Raw genomic sequence first — 20,471 nt, 5'->3', positions numbered from 1 at the left:
TGCCGGCCAGGTCCGGCCCCATTCGATCCCTTTCGCTCCATCACGTATTCGGTCAATGACATGTCGCAATCCCAAGCCAGCAGCCCAGTCCGCCTGATCAAGAAATACCCCAACAGGCGTTTGTATGACACGCAGACCAGCACTTACATTACCTTGGCCGATGTCAAGCAGTTGGTGCTGGACAGCGAGAACTTCCAGGTCGTCGACGCCAAGTCGGGCGAAGACCTGACCCGCAGCATTCTTCTGCAGATCATCCTGGAAGAAGAAAGCGGCGGGATGCCCATGTTCTCGCCCACGGCCTTGTCGCAGATCATCCGTTTCTACGGCCATGCCATGCAGGGCGTCATGGGCTCCTTCCTGGAAAAAAACATACAGGCCTTCATGGACATCCAGGATCGCATGGCAGAGCAATCGAAGGGACTGTACGGACCTCAGTTCGGCCCCGAGGCCTGGGCGCAATTCATGAATGTGGAGACGCCGGTACTGCAGAACATGATGAACAACTACGTCGATCAAAGCAAAAACCTGTTCGTGCAGATGCAGGATCAAATGCAGGATCAAACGCGCAGCATGTTTTCGGCATTTCCCTTCACCCCTGTCCCGCCCAAAGACAACAAAAAATAAACCCGGCATGGCGCCGGCCCGCCGACAAGTCCGGATTTGCATCATGGTTTTCAGATGGCTGTAAGAACACTTGCTTCATAATAATGAGAATGAATCTTGTTTATGGAGCATGCAGGCATGAGAAAGCAATGGTTGGGCGTATTGGTCGGAGCGGCGTTGACCATGCCCGCGATGGCGGCCGAGTATCCTATCGGCGAACCCTCCGAGCAGAACGGGCTGGAAGTCGCGGCCGTTTACTTGCAGCCGGTCCAGATGGAACCGGCCGGCATGATGCGCGAAGCCAAGGACTCCGACATCCACCTGGAGGCCGACATCCATGCCACTGCCGACAACAAGAACGGATTGCCTGAGGGCGCCTGGGCGCCTTACCTGAACATTGGCTATGTGCTGCGGAAGGCGGGCGGCAATGTCCAGAAGGGCGAACTGATGCCCATGGTAGCCAATGACGGTCCGCACTATGGCGACAACGTCAAGCTTGACGGTCCCGGCAAGTACAAGCTGACCTTCATCATCGGGTCGCCCGACACGGCCAAGGTGAACCATTTCGGGCGCCACGTCGATAAGGAAACGGGGGTGGCTCCCTGGTTCAAGACATTTGAAGTGCATTACGACTTCGTGTACGCCGGCACCGGCAAGAAGGGCGGGTATTGATGTCTATTCTTGGACGCCTCCTGCTTGCTTTGTGTCTGGCGGCGGGCGCGGGCCCGGCCCTGGCGGCCGAGATGCCGACCTTTACGCTGACCTTCAAGCCGGACGGCACCTTCGAGCCGGCCAGGCTGGAAGTGCCTGCCGGCCGCTTCAAGCTGTTGCTGGTCAACGAAAGCAAGGAACCCGTCGAATTCGAAAGCCTGCCCTTGCGCAAGGAAAAAGTCATGGGGCCGGGGGTCAAGTCCTTTGTCGTCATTACCATTTCGCGCCCTGGGGAATATCCCTTTTTCGACGACTTTCATCCCGATGTAAAGGGCGTGCTGGTCGTCGTGCCCAAGCCTTAGCGCCGGCGCGGCTTTTTTTTCAGCATTAATGGACCGGGTCCGAATCGGCAAAAAATGGAACAAGTAGCATTCATCGTATGGCGCGAAAGCGTCGAAGCCCTGCTCGTCGTGGGCATACTTTTTACCTGGTTGCGCGCCAGCCCCGAAGGCCGCAAGGGCCTGCCCTGGCTGTGGGGCGGCGTGGCCGCAGGGCTGGGGCTGGCGGTAATGCTGGCCCTGGTCTTGCTGGGCGTCTCTTCCTGGCTGTCCAGCGAAGGGCAGGAGTGGTTCCAGGCGATCATGGCGCTGGCGGCCTGCGCGCTGGTGGTGCAAATGGTGTACTGGATGAGGCGCCACGGGCGCACGCTGAAAAGGGAATTGGAAACGGGTGCGACCCGCGAACTGGCCGAGTCCAACTGGTGGGGCTTGCTGGCGCTGGTCATGATCGCCGTCGCCAGGGAAGGCAGCGAAACCGTGGTGTTTTTATACGGCACTGTGGCCGCCGGCGCGGCCAGCGGCTCTGGATGGAGCCTGGCTCTGGCGGGCGTGCTGGGTTTTCTGGCGGCGCTGGCTTCGTTCTGGATACTGCAATTGGGCGGCAAGCTGATTACCTGGCGGCGTTTTTTCAAGCTGACCGAGATCCTGTTGCTGCTGTTGGCCAGTTCCCTGCTGGTCAGCGGGCTGGATCACTTGATATCGCTTGATGTCCTGCCCACCCTGATCGATCCGGTATGGGACAGCTCCTGGCTCCTGAGCGCGGACGGCGGCCCGGGCAAGGTCCTGGCTGATTTCGCCGGCTATCGCGCCTATCCCGCCCTGTCGCAGGTGTTGATCTGGATGGCGTACTGGGTGGCGGCCTGGGCGGTGCTTCGGCATGCAAGCGCCATGGCCGGGCAGGCCCGGCCGCTGTCCGCCGCATCGGCATAGACGGGCACGCCATGGCTTTGGCTTTACGGACGGCAACGGGAAAGTTCGCCGATTTCCTGCGCGATCACGCGGCCTGCTTGCGCATCATGCAGTGGGTCATCGTGGCGTTCTATCTGACATTGCTGGTGGTGCCGGCCGTGCTGCCTCTGCCGGACCGCACGGCGTCGGTGTTCAATAACCTGACCGTTTTCGCTCAGTTCGCTTTCTGGGGCATATGGTGGCCTTTTGTGCTGCTGTCCATGCCGTTGTTCGGGCGCGCCTGGTGCGGGTGGTTCTGTCCGGAAGGCATGCTGTCCGAATGGGCCAGCGAACATGGGCGGGGCGGAGCCATACCCAAATGGATGCGCTGGGGCGGATGGCCTTTTGTCGCGTTCTCGCTGACGACGATCTATGGCCAATTGGTCAGCGTCTATCAATACCCATGGGCCGTTCTGGCGGTGCTGGGCGGCTCCACGGCCGCCGCCATGGTGGTGGGCTGGCTGTACGGGCGCAACAAGCGGGTGTGGTGCAAGTATTTGTGTCCGGTCAATGGCGTGTTCAATCTTCTGGCCAAGCTTGCTCCCTGGCATTACAAAGTGGATGAAGAGGCCTGGCGCCGCCCGGAGCGGCGCACCGAGGCCATCAATTGCGCGCCTCTGGTGCCGCTGCGCCATATGCAGGGCGCTTCGGATTGCCATATGTGCGGGCGCTGCAGCGATTATCGTGGAGCCATACACCTGACGCCGCGCTCGCCGGAGGCGGAAATCGTTCACGTCGCCAGCGGCGATGGATGGCAGACCGCCTTGATTGCGTTCGGCTTGATGGGCCTGGCCGTCGGCGCATTTCTATGGAGCTCCAGCCCCTGGTTCGTGTTCCTGAAGCAGGCGGAGGCCACCTGGCTGGTCAATCACGATATCTATTGGCCGCTGGCCCAGAATGCGCCCTGGTTTATCCTGACGCATTATCCGGAGGTGAACGACAGCTTCAGCTGGCTGGACGCCAACGTCATTCTTACCTTTATTTTCGGCAGTGCGCTATGCGTGGGCGGCCCGGTCTATCTGGGGTTGTGGGCGGCCGATCGCTATTTGCCGGCCATGGATAAGCCTGGCGTCCGTCATCCCTGCGGAGCCCGGGTCGCGACCCGCGGCGGCTTGCACAAGCTGGCGCAGGGGCTGATCCCGGCGGCCGGCGTGGGTGTATTCCTGGGCTTGTCGGCCACCACGCTGACGCTGTTGCAGCACGAGGGCGTGTCGACCGGATGGGCGACAGGGTTGCGCTTTGGCTTTCTTGGACTGGCTTTGTTGTGGAGCTTTCGGCTGGTATGGCGCTTGACGGGCCTGCGTACGGAATCGCCTTGGCGCCGGGGGCTGGCGCTGTCCATGGTGGCATTGGGCGTGGTTCCCTTTTGTACTGCCTGGGTCCTGTTTTTCGTGGTCTGGTAAGAGTCTGGCCCCATCAAGCCCGCTGTGCCGGGATCAGCCTGGTTCGGGCTTCTTTTTGAACGGGCTGTGCTCGGCAAGCTCGTCGATGTAGGCATCGATGGCGGGACTTTCGCGCGCCAGGAAATCGGCGATGGCGTCGGCGTAGCGGCGATCCGAGATCCAGTGCGCGGAACATGTTTTTACGGGCAGCATGCCGCGCGACAGCTTGTGCTCGCCTTGCGCGCCGCCTTCGAATACAGACAGGCCCTTGTCGATGCAATAGGCGATGCCCTGCATGTAGCAGGTTTCGAAATGCAGGCCCGGAATATAGCGCATGCTGCCCCAGTACCTTCCATAAAGCGTACGGCCGCTGCACAGGTTCAGGGCCGACGCCACGGGGTTTCCGTCTTGTTCGGCAAGCACGAGCACCATGTTTTCCGCCATGGCGCTACGCAGCCGACTGAAGAATTCGCGCGTCAGGTAGGGCGCATTGCCGTGTTCCAGATAGGTCTGTGTATAGCAGCGATAGAAGAACTCCAGTGCGCCATCGTCGATGTCCCGGCCTTGCAGCCACTGAAAGCTTACGCCGGCCTGTTGGACCTTCTTGCCATCCTGCCTTAGCTTCTTTCTTTTTTGCTGGTTCAGGCTTCCCAGGAAATCATCCAGGCTGCCGTAGTCCTGGTTGAACCAGTGGAACTGTACGTTCTCGCGAAACAGGAAGCCCGCTGCCTCCAGGGCCTTGCGGTCGTCGTCGCAGGGAAACAGAATGTGCAACGAGGACACGCCGTTCTGCTGCCCGATTTCGATCGCCTTGCGCGCCAACAGCACGCGGTCCGCATGGCTGGCCGCCAGCAAGCGCGGCCCGGGGACGGGGGTGAAGGGAATCGCGCTCAGCAGCTTGGGGTAATAGTTCAGTCCCTGTTGTTCGAAGGCTTGCGCCCACGAATAGTCGAACACATACTCGCCGCGGGAATGGAACTTAAGGTACAGGGGCATGGCGCCGGCCAGTTTTTCGCCCCGGTGCATCAGCAGGAAGTGGGGCGCCCAGCCGGTGCGCGGGCTTGCACAGCCTGTTTCATCCAGCGCCAGCAGGAACTCGTGGCGGACGAGCGGATGGTCCCCCGCCAGCCGATTCCATTGCGCGGCGTTAATATCATGCAGGCGGCGGGTCAGGGTGAAGCTTACTGGCAAGGCTTTCGGTATCGTTTATGGCTGTGGAGTGTGGCGGATCGCCAAGTCAACACGATGCAAGTGTAGTCCATGGACCGACGCGCGCGGCGCACGAGATGCGTTTTTGTGTTGTATTGAACGGAGCCGGAAGGCCAGCCATGAGCGGCAAGATACCTGTGACAGTCATTTCCGGATTCCTGGGCAGCGGCAAGACAACGCTGCTCAACCGCATCTTGCGGCCGGAAGCCGGCGCCGCGGGGTTGGCGCAAGGGGCCATGGTGTTGATCAACGAGCTGGGCGACATAGGCCTGGACCATGCGCGTGTACAGCAGTTGAGCGATACGGTCGTGCTGCTCGATTCGGGCTGCCTGTGCTGCGCGCTGCAGGGTGAACTGGTCGAAACGCTACGCCGGCTTTTCATGGATGCCTTGCACAAGAAGATCCCGCCATTTTCCCGCGTCATCATAGAAACGACAGGCATCGCCGATCCCGCTCCCATCATCTATACGCTGCGCTACGAACGCTTTCTGGCGGAGCGCTACCGCTATGCCGGTTGCCTGTCGGTCATTGACGGCCTGAATGGCCTGTCGCAGTTGGAACGGCATCCAGAGGCCGCGCAGCAAGCCGTGTTGGCCGATGTCCTGCTCATAGGCAAGACCGATCTAGCCGAGCCCGGCCAAATAGCGGACTTGGGGCAGGCCTTGAGCGGTATCAATCCCGACGCGCCGCAATACGACGTTCGGTCCTTGCCCCGGTCAGAGCAATTGCTATCGATGGCGGACCGGGGAGCCGGCAGGGCGGGACAGGGGCACGGATTATGGTCGGGGCGGTCCATGGCTTCGGCGGGAGCCAGGCATGTGGGCGTGGACACACTGACCTTGGAGTGGACCGAGCCGCTGACCCGGTCCAGCGTCGTGCGGACGCTGGAGTCGCTCTTGTCGGATGAGCGCCTGGCGCTCCTGCGGGTCAAGGGCAGGCTGCGGTTTCGGGGCCAGGCGCAATCGTATGCGGTGCATGCGGTGCATAGGCAGCTTTACCCCATGGAGCCCATGGACGGCACCGAAGCGGATACCTTGTCGGTGCTGGTGTTTATTTTCCAGGAGACGGACAAGGCTGCATTGAGTGCGCAAGTGCTGGCCGGACTGCCCGGGGGCGCAGCGCCCGTTCCAATGTCGCCTGTCCACAACTTTGTTAAGTGAATTCTTGCATTGCGTGCCCGCAAATGGTGTAATGGAACTGTTACCGCCACAGGTCGGACACGTTGCCATCGAACATCGTCGTCCTGCTGTCTGCCCAGTTTTTAATTAAACAACACGCATTCCAAGCACCTGCTGGTCATGGCTCGCGATGATTCCAATTCTCCGGCCAATCGCAATATAAATTGAATAATCTTTAAACAGGCGTCTATCGCATATGTCGGGCTTTGCTCATTTCATGGGCACGCCCCTGGCGGATCGGAAGCGCTTGAATTGCAATATTTCACAGTAGTCGGCTGCTTTTTCGTAGACGGATTCGTGTTCGGGTTTCAGAGCCGCCGCGAATGTTCCGGCCTAGCTGCCTGCTGAAACAGGAATAATGACTGATACCCCGTCTGAGTCCGGCTTGCCGGGAATTTATGCAATCGACAAACGCAGCGCGCCTTTATGGCTGGCGATGCTTTGCCGCGCCATTTTTCTGTTTGCGCGACAAGTCATGAGCCGGACGGCGGCAGGTCGTGTTAGCGCGGCATGCACTGGGCATTCCGCCCGGACGGCCGCCGGAAACGGGACCCATTCCTTGGTGCAAGCGATATTGGCGACAGGGGTTGCCGGTCCGCTGGTCAGGCTGTTTGCTGGTTCGCTGGCGGGTGCGCTTGTTGCCGCGCCTGGCGGTCTGGGCAATGCCGTCAGATTCAAAATTGCCGGCCTTGATTTTTCCGGCCCAAACGAAAATGGGTCGATTGCTTGTAGCAATCGACCCATTCCTGAAACTGGTTGCGGGGACAGGATTTGAACCTGTGACCTTCGGGTTATGAGCCCGACGAGCTGCCAGACTGCTCCACCCCGCGTCTGAAGAAAAAGATATTAACCCATCCATTAATTTTATGCAAATCAGGCGGTCTTTTGCCCCATTTCACCGATGACTGAAACCGAGATCATCCGCGTGCTGGAAACGGCGCTTTTATGCGCCGACCAGCCCATGCCCATAGCCGAGTTACGCAAGCTGTTCGCAGCAGAAGACTTTTCCAGCGATGATCTGCACCGCTACCTGTCCGCCCTTCAGGCGGACTGGAGCGAAAAAGGCCTTGAGCTGGTCGGTCTCGCTTCGGGCTGGCGCTTTCAGAGCCGCCCGGAGATGCAGCGCTTTCTGGCCCGGCTGAATCCCGAGAAGCCTCCCAAGTACTCGCGGGCGGTGCTTGAAACCCTGGCCATCATTGCCTGGCGCCAGCCGGTCACCCGCGGAGACATCGAAGATATTCGCGGTGTAACGGTTTCGTCGCAGATCGTCCGCACACTAGAGGATCGCGGCTGGATCGAAGTGCTGGGCCATCGCGACGCGCCTGGCCGGCCGGCCCTGCTGGGCACCACACGCCAGTTCCTGGACGACCTGGGCTTGAAGGCGCTGGATGAATTGCCGGAACTCGAATCGCACGAAGCGGTCGTTGCCTTGGCCGGGCTGGAGCTTGAAGAAACAGGCGGTAGCGCGGCAATCGCCGGCGCCTCAGAGGAGCCCGGCGTTTCCGCCGACGATCCGCGGCAGGACGGCGGCATTATCGCCAATGGCATCCCAAACGAAAGCGAAGCAGGGACCGGCCAGGAGCCGGAAGACGATCCCGCGCTGGCGACCACAGAACATGAAAGCGGCAATTCCTTGCCGCTGAACGAACAGATAAAAACGGAGTACCCGAACGAAAATGACTGAAGCAAACGAAGAATACAGACTGCCGGCGGGCGAAGCCGCCTCTCACGGAAACACGGATGCCGCTGCGGATGAGTCCAAGCCGGCGGCGCCTCGCGGCCGCGGCCGCAAGCTTCGGACTCCGTTCCGCCGGCGGCGCGGCGATGCCGAGGCCGTCCCGGCAGGCGATGTCGACCAGGCCGCGGGGCATGCCTCGGGCGAAAGCCCCGACAGCCCGGCCGTGGCTGTGAAGCCGGCCCGCAGCCCGCGGCGGCGCAAGCCGGCCGCGGCCAATGCCGCGGAGGGCGCAAATGATGCCGCCGCCACGGTTGCCGGCGCCTCCGATGGCACGGGCGGCCGCCGCAACAGCCGCGGTGCGCGGCGCCCGGATACGGTCGAGAACGAGCAGGAAACCGAACAGGCGCTGGCCTATCTGGAGAGCGCCGCCCCCATAGCCCAGCGACTGGGCAAGTATCTTGGCAGCGACGCCTTGATGCCCAAGCTGCACAAGGTGCTGGCCGATGCGGGCATCGGTTCGCGCCGCGAGATGGAAGAGTTGATCGTTGCCGGGCGCGTGTCCGTCAACGGCGAGCCCGCCCATATCGGCCAGCGTGTAGGCGCCAACGATCAAGTCCGGGTCAACGGTCGGGCCATAACCCGCCCCAACGCCAAGAAGCCGCCCCGCATCATCCTTTATCACAAGCCGGCCGGCGAAATCGTCAGTCACGACGACCCGGAAGGGCGTGCCACCGTCTTTGCCCGTTTGCCCAAGATGCGCGTGGGCAAGTGGCTTTCGGTCGGCAGGCTCGATCTGAATACCGAAGGCCTGCTTATTCTTACCACCTCGGGCGATCTGGCCAACCGGCTGATGCATCCTCGCTATGGCGCCGAGCGCGAGTATGCCGTACGCGTGCTGGGCGAATTGGGCGACGAGCAGCAGGCCAGCCTGCTGAAAGGCATACAGCTGGACGATGGCATGGCTCAGTTCGGCTCCCTGGAATACCTGGGCGGGGAAGGCAGCAACCGTTGGTATAGGGTCACCCTGAAAGAAGGGCGCAACCGCGAAGTGCGGCGGATGTTCGAAGCGGCGGGCGTGACCGTCAGCCGGCTGATCCGCACTCGTTTCGGCGAAGTGGTTCTGCCGCGCAACCTGCGCCGGGGCCGTTGGGAAGAGCTCGACAGCTCCATCGTTACCGCGCTGATGCTCCAGCTGGGGCTTTTGCAAGAGGACGATTCCGAGGGGTTCGAAGGCCGGGGTGGGCGCCGCGAGCGGCAGCCCGCTTCGCACGACAGCGCCTTGCCTCCCGGGTTCGGCACGATGGAACGCAATGGCATGAACGGCGCGAAGGTCAGTCGCCGCGGCAAGTTGTCGGGCGGCCGTCCGATTCGCGGAGCGACAGGCGAAGCCTACCCGTCCGACCCCTACGGTACCGGCTTGATGTTCAGCGGCGGCCTGGCGAACGGCCACCCGAATGGAAATGTTTCAGCGGGGGCGCGTAAAACAGGCGGTCGCGGCAAGAGGCCGGCGGGCGCTCCGCGTGGACCGCAAGCCGAGGGCTCCCCGGCCGACGCAAGGCGCCGCGGTCCTGGGGCGCGCACGCCCAAGGCTGGCGGGAAAGCAGCCCCTCGTGCCGGCCAGGCCGAGGGCAAGTCCAAAGCCAAAACCGGCAAGGCCGGTGCGCCCAGAGCCCGATCCACCACCGCCCGTGGCGACGATTGGCAGCCTCGCGGCGCTTCGGCCCATGAATCCCATTTGGGCAAGCTGGGTGGCGGGCGCGGCCGCTAGTCTGCGGTTTGCCGGGCTGGTGTATTCAAAGTAGCCAAAGGGCACATTGGGCATCGACTGGCGACCCGGCGACCGGATCGCCGGCCACCGGGTGCCGCATGTGTTGCTTTTTATGTGTAAGGCCCAGACATAACAGGAAATTTTCTGATTTTCTGTTAGAATGTAGGGCTTTACAGCTATATTGTTTTGTCCTAGAGGCTTTGCGGTTGCTGGCTGCAAGCCACGACTGCAATGGCAGCAGTTCCTGGCCGGCAACAATCATAGCGGCACATTTTCGAATGCGTCACGCGACGTGCCGGCTTGGATACATGCCAGGGACGCGCCGCAGATGCGATAACAGTGGGCTGGGGCATACAGCCCATTTTTTTTGGATTTTATGGCAGATATATTCGCTTTAACTCAAGAGGCTCTGGCCGGTATGGATATCGAGCTTGTCGATGTGGAACGCGCCCCGCTAGGGCTTTTGCGTGTCACGATCGACCGCCCCGAAGGTGTGCGAATCGAAGACTGCGAACAGGTTTCAAAACAGTTGTCGCGCGTATTCGAAGTGGAAAACATCGATTACAGCCGTCTCGAGGTTGGTTCGCCAGGCATAGACCGCCCATTAAAGCAGCCTGCCGACTTCATCCGGTTCGCCGGCGAGCGGGTCGAGATCAAGCTGCGCGAGGCCGTCGATAACCGCAAGGTATATGCAGGGCTGCTTCGTGTAAACGAGGGTGCTGCCGATGCGTCTGCCGGCCCGGTGTTCGGTCTTGAACTCGAATCTCCGTCAGGTGAAGGCCAGGTATTGAACTTCTCCTTCGATGATGTCGATCGTGCCAAATTGGATCCCATTCTTGATTTCAAGGGTAAAAAGCGATGAGTCGCGAAATTCTTTTATTGGTTGACGCCCTAGCGCGTGAGAAAAACGTAGAACGTGAAGTCGTTTTCGGCGCGCTCGAAAATGCCTTGGCGTCCGCGATGAAAAAGCGCTTCAAGGAAGACGCCGATATCCGGGTCACCATCGACCGGACCACGGGCGAGCACGAAGGCTTCCGCCGCTGGCTGGTGGTGCCCGACGATGCCGGCCTGCAGGAGCCCGATCAGCAGGAAATGTATTCGGATGCCCAGGAAATCGTTCCCGGCATCGAGGTGGGCGATTACATCGAAGAGCCGCTGGAACCCGAAGAGTTCGGCCGCATCGGCGCCCAGGCCGCCAAGCAGGCCATTTTGCAGAAGATCCGGGACGCCGAGCGCGAGCAGGTGCTGAACGACTTCCTTGAGCGTGGTGAAAACATTGTTTCCGGCACGGTCAAGCGCATGGACAAGGGCGACGCCATTATTGAAACCGGCAAGATTGAAGCCCGGCTGCCGCGCAGCGAAATGATCCCCAAGGAAAATATCCGCGTGGGCGACCGCATCCGCGCCTGGGTGCACAAGGTCGATCACACCGCCCGCGGCCAGCAAGTGATTCTGTCGCGCACCGCGCCGGAATTCATTCGCCAGCTGTTCGAGAATGAAGTGCCCGAAATCGAACAGGGCCTGCTTGAAATCAAGGCGGCCGCCCGCGATGCCGGCGTACGCGCCAAGATCGCCGTCGTCGCTTACGACAAGCGCATCGATCCCATCGGCACCTGCGTGGGCATGCGCGGTTCGCGCGTGACGGCGGTGCGCAACGAATTGGGCGGCGAGCAGGTCGATATCGTTTTGTGGGCCGAAGATCCCGCCGAGTTCGTCATTGGCGCCCTGGCCCCGGCTCACGTCGAATCCATCGTGGTTGACGAAGACAAGCACGCCATGGATGTCGTGGTCGATGCCGAGAACCTGCCCAAGGCCATCGGCGCGCGCGGGCAGAACGTTCGCCTCGCTTCCGAGCTCACCGGCTGGCAGATCAACATCATGACGCCGGAAGAAAGCCAGAACCGCCAGGAAGAAGAGCGCACCGAATTGCGTCAGACCTTCATCAGCAAACTGGATGTCGACGAAGAGGTGGCCGACATCCTGATCGACGAAGGTTTCACCGGACTGGAAGAGATCGCCTACGTTCCTTTGCAGGAATTGCTCGAGATCGAAGCCTTCGACGAAGACACGATCAACGAGTTGCGCACCCGTGCGCGCAACGCGCTGCTTACCGAAGCCATTGCCCAGGAAGAGCGTGTACAGACCGTTGCGCAGGATTTGCTTGAAATCGAAGGGATCACTCCCGAGTTGATCTCCAAGCTGGCCGACAACAAGGTCCTTACCCTGGACGATCTGGCCGAGCTTTCAACCGATGAGCTGTCCGAAATTACCGGCCTGTCCGAAGACGACGCCAGTCAGATGATTATGCGCGCCAGGGCACATTGGTTTAATGACGATGCCTGACACTCGTGATGCATGAGCCAAGGTGTGTTTATTGAAAAATAGTTGTAGTAAGCAAGAGAGAGTCGAATGCCGAGTAACACCGTCGCCCAGTTCGCTGTTGAACTGAAAATGCCTGCGAACGTACTGCTGGAGCAGTTACGTTCCGCCGGCGTTGAACTCAAGTCGGTTGACGAAGCCGTCACCGACGCGGACAAGGCGAAACTCCTTGAGTCGTTGCGCCGCGCCCATGGCGGGAGCGAGGGCAAGAAAATTACCCTGACTCGCCGTCAAACCTCCGAAATCCGGCAGGCCGACGGCTCTGGTCGATCGCGTACGATTCAGGTCGAAGTGCGAAAGAAGCGCGTGTTCGTCAAACGTGATCCTGCTGAATTGGTTGCCGAAGCCAAGGCCGATGTGGTGGAGCCCGCGGTAGAAGCCCCGCAAGTGGAAGCGCCGGCGCCCGTTGCCGCGCCCGAAAGCGCTCCGCGCATCGAGTCCGACCACACTCCTGACCGCGATGCCGTCCAGGCTCAAGAGCCCGTTGAGGCGTCGGAACCGCCAGCCGCGGCCGAGCCCGCATCCGAAGGCGCTGCCGAGCCGCAGGCCCAGGAAAAGGCCGACGTGCCCGCCGTCTCGCCGGTTGCCGACCAGGCGCCGCAAGCTCCGGCGCAGCCCGAGGCTCCCGAGCCCGCCGTCCAAGACGAGCCGGCGCCTGCTCAGGCCGCCGCTGACGCTGACGACTCTGCGCAAGCCCCGAAAAGTGCCGAGGCCGCATCCGGATCAACCCAGGATGCCGCCGCCGAAAGCGGCAAGCAGGCCGCCAAGGGTGTCGCGCGTCCGGCCAAGAGCGCCGCCAAGCGCGTGGTCGCCGAGCCCGCCGTCGACGAAGAGCGCGAGCGCGCCCGTCGCGCCGCCGAAGCCGAAGCCGCCGCCTTGCGTGAAATGCTCAACCGTCCGCGCAAGGTTCTGAAGGCTCCCGAGCCCGAAGCCGGCGGTATTTCCGGTACCTTGCACAAACCCGCCGGCGCCAAGGGCGCCAAAAAGGACGGCAAGGTTGCCGCAGGCGACAAGAAAGTCATCAAGGCATCCGAAGTCTCGTCCTCCTGGACCGACGACAGCGGCCGCAAGAAACCGGCCGCCAAGGCCGATGCGCCTCCGGCAAGTCCCAGCCGCGACGGCTGGCGCGCCGGTGGCAAAGCCGGCAAGGGCGCAAAGGGCGGCAATGCCCGAGGCCGTGGCCGCAATGCCCAGCCAGAGCGCAAAGAGCAGCAGCCGGCGGAGTTCATCGCACGTGAAGTCCATGTGCCTGAAACCATTTCGGTGGCTGATCTGGCTCACAAGATGTCGGTCAAGGCGGCCGAGGTCATCAAGCACCTGATGAAGCTAGGACAAATGGTTACCATCAACCAGGTGCTCGATCAGGAAACGGCCATGATTGTGGTCGAGGAGCTGGGCCATACCGCCATCGCCGCCAAGCTGGACGATCCCGAGGCTTTCCTGGAAATCGCCGAAGGCCCCGAGGCCGAAGCGCTGCCGCGTGCTCCGGTCGTTACCGTGATGGGCCACGTGGACCACGGCAAGACTTCGCTGCTGGACTATATTCGCCGCACCAAGGTTGCATCCGGCGAAGCCGGCGGCATTACCCAGCATATCGGCGCCTACAACGTCAAGACCGATCGCGGCATGGTGACTTTCCTGGATACCCCGGGCCACGAGGCGTTTACCGCCATGCGTGCCCGCGGCGCCCAGGCCACCGATATCGTCATTCTGGTGGTGGCTTCCGACGACGGCGTGATGCCGCAAACCAAGGAAGCCATACACCACGCCAAGGCGGCCGGCGTGCCGCTGGTCGTGGCCATCACCAAGATCGACAAGCCCGATGGCAATCCCGAGCGCGTCAAGCAGGAATTGGTGGCTGAAGAGGTCGTGCCCGAAGAATACGGCGGCGACGTCCCCTTCGTGGGCGTGTCCGCCAAGACGGGCGAAGGCATCGACGCCTTGCTGGAAAACGTTCTGTTGCAGGCCGAGATCCTCGAACTGACGTCTCCGGTCGATGCGCCTGCCAAGGGTCTCGTCATCGAAGCGCGCCTGGACAAGGGCCGAGGCCCCGTGGCCACCATCCTGGTCCAGAGCGGCACGCTCAATCGCGGCGACGCGGTGCTGGCGGGCGCAAGCTTCGGCCGCGTCCGAGCCATGCTGAACGAAAACGGCAAGCCGGTCGCCAGTGCCGGTCCTTCGACGCCGGTCGAAATCCAGGGCCTTACCGAGGTCCCGGCGGCGGGCGACGAGGTCATCGCCATGGTCGACGAGCGCAAGGCGCGTGAAATCGCCTTGTTCCGCCAGGGCAAGTTCCGCGACGTCAAGTTGGCGCGCCAGCAGGCGGCCAAGCTCGAGTCCATGTTCGACAACATTGGCGAAGGCACGCAGACTCTGGCGCTCATCGTCAAGACCGATGTGCAGGGTTCGCAGGAAGCATTGGTGTCTTCCTTGACCAAGCTGTCCACCGACGAAGTCCGCGTACAGGTCGTGCATGCGGCCGTGGGCGGTATCTCCGAAAGCGACGTCAACCTGGCGATTGCATCGCATGCCGTGGTGATCGGCTTCAACGTGCGCGCCGAGCAAAGCGCCAAGAAGCTGGCCGAACACAATGGCATCGACCTGCGCTACTACAACATCATTTACGATGCGGTGGACGACGTGCGCAACGCCATGTCCGGCATGCTGGCTCCCGAGAAGCGCGAAGAGGTCATCGGCATGGTCGAGATCCGCGAAGTCTACAGCCTGTCGCGAGTGGGCAATATCGCCGGCTGCATGGTGCTGGACGGCGTGGTGCGGCGCGATTCGCAGGTTCGCCTGCTGCGCAACCATGTGGTTCACTGGAGCGGCTGGATCGACTCGCTGCGCCGCTTCAAGGACGACGTCAAGGAAGTCAAGGCCGGTTTTGATTGCGGCATTACCCTGAAAGGCAATAACGACATCGAAGTCGGCGACCAGCTTGAAATCTTTGAAATCAAAGAAATCGCCCGGACACTGTAATCATGGGCCGTCATAAATCCAAGCCCAATCCGGGTCGCAATACCCGGCTGGCCGACCAGATACAAAAAGATCTGGCCGGCCTGATACAGCGCGAGCTCGATGTTTTCCGCGCGGGCCTGATCACGCTTACCGGCGTCGAGCTGTCGGCCGATTACGCCCATGCCAAGGTGTATTTCACCGTCATGGGCGCCGAACCCGAAGCGGCGACCGCGGCGCTGGCCGAGAAAGCGGGCTGGCTGCACTCCCTGTTGTTCAAGCTGCTGCATATTCATACCGTACCGACCCTGCGCTTCATCCACGACGACCAGGTCGTGCGTGGCATCGAACTGTCGCAACTCATCGACCGGGCCAATCGCCCCCAGGCCGAACCCTTCAAGCCCTCGGAGCCCGAGGACCCCGACGAGCAGCCCTAAGAGGCTGTCGTTTTTGCATGGAACTTTAAACGATGGCTTCCCGACGCGGGCAGATGCTCGATGGTGTCCTGTTGCTGGACAAACCAGAAGGTTTGTCCAGCAATCACGCCCTGCAGCGAGCCAAGCGCACGCTGGATGCGCGCAAGGCCGGACATACCGGCACGCTGGATCCATTCGCGACCGGCCTGCTGGTCTGTTGCCTTGGCCGGGCAACTAAAATATCCAGTTATATGCTGGAGGCGGACAAGGGCTATATAGCCACCTTGCGCTTCGGCGAGGAAACAGATTCGGGCGATCTGACCGGGAATATCGTCACGCAGGCAGCCGAGGGGTTCGGCGGCGTCGAGCGCGACGAACTGGACAAGGCGCTGGAGGAATTCCGTGGCGAGATCGAACAGATACCGCCGATGTATTCGGCCCTGAAACGCGATGGCAAGCCGCTCTATGAGTACGCGCGTCAGGGAATAGAGTTGGACAGGCCTGCCAGGAAGATCACTATTTACAAACTGGAACTCTTGAGCCTTGACGGGCTTGAGGCGGAAATTGCGGTTCAGTGCAGCAAGGGTACGTATATACGCACCCTTGCTCAGGACATTGGCCGCCGGTTGGGTTGCGGCGCTCACTTGAAGGCTTTGCGGCGCACCAGCGTCGGGCCGTTCAAGCTGGACGACGCCATCGGACTGGATGCGTTGCAAGCCATGCCCGCGCCTCAAACCACTTTAATCGCACTCGATGCCTTGCCCGCCGGCCTATTGCCAGCAACCACCAAACAAAAGGATGAAGAATTATGAATCGCGCTCTGCGCAATGTGGCAATTATTGCCCACGTCGATCACGGTAAAACCACACTCGTCGATCAGTTGCTGCGCCAGTCCGGAACCTTCCGCGACAACCAGCACATTTCCGAGCGGGTCATGGACTCCGGCGATATCGAGAAGGAACGCGGGATCACCATTCTGGCCAAGAACTGCTCGGTGCAGTACGAAGGCACGCACATCAACATCATCGATACCCCGGGACACGCCGACTTCGGCGGCGAGGTGGAACGGGTGCTGTCCATGGTCGATGGCGTGGTGCTGCTGGTCGATGCGGTCGAAGGCCCCATGCCCCAGACCCGCTTCGTGACCCGCAAGGCCCTGGCGCTGGGCCTGAAGCCCATCGTCGTGGTCAACAAGATCGACCGTCCCGGCGCGCGTCCCGATTTCGTCATCAACGCCACGTTCGACCTGTTCGACAAGCTGGGCGCGACCGAAGAGCAGCTTGATTTCCCGGTGATCTACGCATCCGGCCTGGCGGGCTATTCGGGCTTGACCGAGGACGTGCGCGAAGGCGATATGCGGCCCTTGTTCGACGCCATACTCAAGCACGTGCCGCAGCGCGAGGATGATCCCGACGGTCCCTTGCAGATGCAGGTGATTTCCTTGGACTACAACACCTACGTCGGCAAGATAGGCGTGGGCCGCATCAACCGCGGGCGCTTGCGCGCGGCACAGGATGTCGTGGTCAAGTTCGGTCCGGACGGTCAGCCCATCAAGGGCCGCATCAATCAGGTTCTGAAGTTCAAGGGACTGGAGCGCGAACAGGTCGAGGAAGCACAGGCCGGCGATATCGTGCTGATCAACGGTATCGAGGATATCGGCATTGGCTGCACCATCGTCGATCCGGCCAATCCGGAAGCGCTGCCCATGCTGCGCATCGACGAGCCCACCCTGACCATGAATTTCATGGTGAACACATCGCCTCTGGCCGGCCGCGAAGGCAAGTTCGTGACCAGCCGCCAATTGCGCGATCGCCTGGACCGCGAGCTGAAGTCCAATGTGGCCTTGCGCGTGAACGACACTGATGACGATACGGTCTTCGAAGTGTGCGGGCGCGGCGAGCTGCACCTGACCATATTGCTGGAAAACATGCGCCGCGAAGGTTACGAACTGGCCGTATCGCGTCCGCGCGTGGTGTACAAGGAAGAGAACGGCGTCCGGCTGGAGCCCTACGAATTGCTGACTGTCGACCTTGAGGACGCCCATCAGGGCGGCGTCATGGAAGAGCTGGGACGCCGCAAGGGCGACCTGCAGGACATGCAGGCCGACGGCCGCGGCCGTACGCGCCTTGAATACCGTATTCCCGCTCGCGGCCTGATCGGATTCCAGGGCGAGTTCATGACGCTGACGCGCGGCACGGGTTTGATGAGCCACATTTTCGACGACTACGCGCCGATGCGCGAAGGCGGTGTGGGCGAGCGCCGCAACGGCGTGCTCATCAGCCAGGACGAAGGCGCCGCCGTGGCCTACGCCTTGTGGAAGCTGCAGGATCGCGGCCGCATGTTCGTATCCCCGCAGGAGCCTTTGTATGAGGGCATGATCATCGGCATCCATAGCCGCGACAACGACCTGGTGGTCAATCCCATCAAGGAAAAGAAGCTGACCAACGTCCGCTCCTCAGGGAAAGACGAGCATATCGACCTGGTTCCGCCCATCCAGTTGACGCTGGAATACGCGGTCGAGTTCATCAGCGATGATGAATTGGTCGAGGTGACGCCCAAGTCCATACGCCTGCGCAAGCGCTATCTGCAAGAGCACGAGCGTCGCCGCGCATCCAGGGATGCTGCTTGATTTTTTGATGTAAAGAAAAGCAGTTTGCAAGGCGCCTTCGGGCGCCTTTGCTTTTTCTAGCGCATTTCCTGGTTCAGGTGTGGAGTTAGCTTATACAACCGCTTATACAACCGGCGCAGCCGGTGGGCAGGGGCCGGGCTTGGATCGCTGCGCCCCTTCTGGGTTCCCTTGCAGCGGCTTGCTCAAACCTCGCCCATCCCCTGCCCACCGGCTGCGCCTTGGCAGCATAGTTAGCGATGAACCCCCTTAGCGATGGACACTGTTGGCGATGGACACTGTTGACGATGGATCATCCGTCAAGCTCGAATGTCCTGGCCCGCGCGGCGGGCGCGCGAGGCCGGGACGGCGCGAGACCCCTTCCAGCGGCACCGAGCGCCACATAAAAAGGCCAAGCACAAAAACCGCCCCAGCGGCGCCTCAAACGCAAAACACCGCAGCGGGTCGGGTGGCGGGGGCCGGACGCGGCGACTTTCGGGGCCGAGCGAGCCGTCGGCGAACGCAGCCCGAACGGGCGCAGGAGCCAGGCGCAGCGGCGTTCGGCGCGCAGGGCGCCGAACCGGGCACGAGGAGCAAGGCCGGCTCCCGCCACCCGGCACGCGTCAGAGCATACCTTGCACGGAATTCGCCCCGCAGTCCATAGTGGCACCACCGCGCACGAACTCCCGTCAGAAAACACTCCACACGGATTCCGAATTACCACTGGATATTGCACCGGCAGAACCAACAAGCACGTAAGCACTTGAACCGAAAATGCTCTAGATCAAACGTGAACGCGAAGGCGAAGGCGAAGCGCGAGAACCTACTTGTAAGGCAAGCGAAGCCGACAAAGTGCACGTTTGATATGGGAATGGGCTTACATCCCGCCCAGGCAAACGTACTTGAGCTCCATGAAGTCGTCCATGCCGTAAACCGAGCCCTCGCGGCCCAGACCCGATTGCTTGACTCCGCCGAAGGGTGCGACCTCGTTCGATATCAGGCCTGTATTGACCCCTACCATGCCATATTCCAGCGCCTCGGCGACGCGGAAGATGCGCGTCACGTCACGGCTGTAGAAATAGGAGGCCAGGCCGTACTCGGTGTTGTTGGCAAGCGCGATGACATGGTCTTCGTCCGAAAACTTTACAACCGGCGCAAGAGGGCCGAAGGTTTCCTCTTTCATGCACAGCATGTCCTCGCTTATGTTGGACAGCACGGTCGGCTGGAAGAAGCGTCCGCCCAAGGCATGGGCCTGCCCGCCGACCGTAACCTTGGCGCCCTTGTCGATGGCGTCCTTCACGTGCTCTTTTACCTTTACGATCGCCGCGTCGTCGATAAGCGGGCCCTGCGCGACTTTGTCGGTGAAACCATCGCCCACCGTAAGCGCGCCCACCTTGGCGGCGAACTTTTCGATGAAGCTGTCGTACACGGCTTCATGCACGTAGATGCGATTGGTGCAGACGCAGGTCTGGCCGGCGTTGCGGTACTTTGCGGTCATGGCGCCGTCGACCGCCGCATCCAGATCGGCGTCATCGAATACGATGAAGGGCGCGTGCCCGCCCAGCTCCAGCGACAGTTTCTTGATGGTTGGGGCGCTTTGCTGCATCAGTATGCGGCCGACCGCGGTCGAACCCGTAAAGGTCACCTTCTTGACGATGGGGCTGGCGCACAGGACTTTGCCGATGGCGATCGAGCGGTCGCTGTCTGCCGTAATGATATTGAGCACCCCGGCCGGAATGCCCGCCCGCTGGGCCAGCTCGGCCAGCGCCAAGGCCGAAAGAGGCGTTTGTTCCGCGGGTTTCAGCACGACCGTGCAGCCGGCGGCCAGCGCCGGCGCCACCTTGCGGGTGATCATGGCGTTGGGGAAATTCCAGGGCGTTATGGCGGCGCAGACGCCTATGGGCTCGCGCATGACCAGCATCCGGTTGGCGCGATTGGGCGAAGCCATGATGTCGCCGCTGACGCGCTTGGCCTGCTCGGCAAACCATTCCACGAAGGAGCCGCCGTAGGCGATCTCGCCGCGCGATTCGGCAATGGGCTTGCCCTGTTCCAGGGTCATCAACTGGGCCAGATCCTCGGTGTTGGCAATGATCAGGTCGAACCATTTGCGCAGGATGTTGGCCCGATCCTTGCCGGTACGCGCCCGCCATTCCTTGTAGGCCCGGTCGGCGGCGGCGATGGCGTCTTGCGCTTCGTCCGCGCCCAGATTGGCGACCTGCGCGATGATGCGTCCGGTGGCCGGGTTATCCACCGCAAATGTGGCGCCGTCCCGGGCGTCCATCCATGTTCCGTTGATGTAGGAGCTGGTTTTGTACAGGCTGGGATCGTTCAAGTTCAAAGGAAGCTGCTGTGCGGTCATGT

15 protein-coding genes, 1 tRNA gene and 1 pseudogene are annotated in these 20,471 nt (G+C 61.6%); 14 read left to right on the top strand and 3 right to left on the bottom strand.

The window, feature by feature from the left end:
• Window positions 1–60 precede the first annotated feature (60 nt).
• From phaR to V0R37_RS00395, 5 genes are all read left to right on the top strand, one after another.
• Entirely contained in the window at window positions 61–624 is a 564-nt protein-coding gene (gene phaR, locus V0R37_RS00415) for a polyhydroxyalkanoate synthesis repressor PhaR (RefSeq protein ID WP_420372605.1), read from the top strand.
• A 117-nt stretch (window positions 625–741) separates the two neighbouring features.
• Window positions 742–1,275, top strand: a complete 534-nt coding sequence (locus V0R37_RS00410) for an iron transporter (protein ID WP_420372604.1) — start codon at window positions 742–744, stop codon at window positions 1,273–1,275.
• Window positions 1,275–1,616, top strand: a complete 342-nt coding sequence (locus V0R37_RS00405; RefSeq protein ID WP_420372603.1) for a cupredoxin domain-containing protein — start codon at window positions 1,275–1,277, stop codon at window positions 1,614–1,616. Before V0R37_RS00410 ends, V0R37_RS00405 begins: the two co-directional genes overlap by 1 nt.
• 54 nt (window positions 1,617–1,670) lie before the next feature.
• Window positions 1,671–2,522, top strand: coding sequence for an FTR1 family iron permease (locus V0R37_RS00400; RefSeq protein ID WP_420372602.1), 852 nt, complete (start codon window positions 1,671–1,673; stop codon window positions 2,520–2,522).
• An 11-nt stretch (window positions 2,523–2,533) separates the two neighbouring features.
• Entirely contained in the window at window positions 2,534–3,943 is a 1,410-nt protein-coding gene (locus tag V0R37_RS00395) for a 4Fe-4S binding protein (protein WP_420372601.1), read from the top strand.
• Window positions 3,944–3,976: 33 nt separating this feature from the next.
• Here the strand turns inward: V0R37_RS00395 and V0R37_RS00390 are convergent, their stop codons facing one another.
• A complete protein-coding gene (locus tag V0R37_RS00390) occupies window positions 3,977–5,113 on the bottom strand; it encodes a GNAT family N-acetyltransferase (protein WP_420372600.1) in 1,137 nt (378 codons plus the stop codon).
• 137 nt (window positions 5,114–5,250) lie between these two features.
• Here V0R37_RS00390 and V0R37_RS00385 point away from each other — a divergent pair, with 137 nt between their 5' ends.
• Window positions 5,251–6,291: a CobW family GTP-binding protein gene (locus V0R37_RS00385; protein ID WP_420372599.1), complete on the top strand. Its 1,041-nt coding sequence runs from the start codon at window positions 5,251–5,253 to the stop codon at window positions 6,289–6,291.
• A gap of 771 nt (window positions 6,292–7,062) precedes the next feature.
• Here the strand turns inward: V0R37_RS00385 and V0R37_RS00380 are convergent.
• Window positions 7,063–7,139: transfer RNA gene (locus V0R37_RS00380), tRNA-Met, on the bottom strand.
• A gap of 71 nt (window positions 7,140–7,210) precedes the next feature.
• Here V0R37_RS00380 and scpB point away from each other — a divergent pair.
• The 8 genes and pseudogenes from scpB to typA all read left to right on the top strand — a co-directional run.
• Window positions 7,211–7,772, top strand: a pseudogene (gene scpB, locus V0R37_RS00375) (SMC-Scp complex subunit ScpB); the annotation flags it as partial.
• Window positions 7,773–7,985: 213 nt separating this feature from the next.
• Entirely contained in the window at window positions 7,986–9,755 is a 1,770-nt protein-coding gene (rluB, locus tag V0R37_RS00370) for a 23S rRNA pseudouridine(2605) synthase RluB (protein ID WP_420372598.1), read from the top strand.
• Window positions 9,756–10,131: 376 nt separating this feature from the next.
• A complete protein-coding gene (gene rimP, locus V0R37_RS00365; protein WP_420372597.1) occupies window positions 10,132–10,617 on the top strand; it encodes a ribosome maturation factor RimP in 486 nt (161 codons plus the stop codon).
• The gene (gene nusA / locus V0R37_RS00360; protein WP_420372596.1) at window positions 10,614–12,098 is read left to right on the top strand and encodes a transcription termination factor NusA; all 1,485 of its coding nucleotides are present in this window, start codon (window positions 10,614–10,616) and stop codon (window positions 12,096–12,098) included. Before rimP ends, nusA begins: the two co-directional genes overlap by 4 nt.
• A gap of 66 nt (window positions 12,099–12,164) precedes the next feature.
• Window positions 12,165–15,113, top strand: a complete 2,949-nt coding sequence (infB, locus tag V0R37_RS00355; RefSeq protein ID WP_420372595.1) for a translation initiation factor IF-2 — start codon at window positions 12,165–12,167, stop codon at window positions 15,111–15,113.
• Between the two features lie 2 nt (window positions 15,114–15,115).
• Window positions 15,116–15,526: a 30S ribosome-binding factor RbfA gene (gene rbfA / locus V0R37_RS00350; RefSeq protein WP_420372594.1), complete on the top strand. Its 411-nt coding sequence runs from the start codon at window positions 15,116–15,118 to the stop codon at window positions 15,524–15,526.
• 32 nt (window positions 15,527–15,558) lie between these two features.
• A complete protein-coding gene (gene truB / locus V0R37_RS00345; protein WP_420372593.1) occupies window positions 15,559–16,317 on the top strand; it encodes a tRNA pseudouridine(55) synthase TruB in 759 nt (252 codons plus the stop codon).
• Entirely contained in the window at window positions 16,314–18,134 is a 1,821-nt protein-coding gene (gene typA / locus V0R37_RS00340; RefSeq protein ID WP_420372592.1) for a translational GTPase TypA, read from the top strand. The genes truB and typA overlap by 4 nt, the downstream gene beginning before the upstream one ends.
• An 853-nt stretch (window positions 18,135–18,987) precedes the next feature.
• Here typA and V0R37_RS00335 read toward each other — a convergent pair.
• Window positions 18,988–20,469 (bottom strand): NAD-dependent succinate-semialdehyde dehydrogenase, encoded by a 1,482-nt coding sequence (locus tag V0R37_RS00335; protein WP_420372591.1) that lies wholly within the window; start codon window positions 20,467–20,469, stop codon window positions 18,988–18,990.
• Between the last annotated feature and the right edge of the window lie 2 nt (window positions 20,470–20,471).

Origin of the sequence: Pollutimonas rozaliensis, assembly GCF_048751585.1 — a bacterium.
GTDB lineage: Bacteria > Pseudomonadota > Gammaproteobacteria > Burkholderiales > Burkholderiaceae_B.
This window is presented reverse-complemented; position numbering and strand designations above follow the sequence as displayed.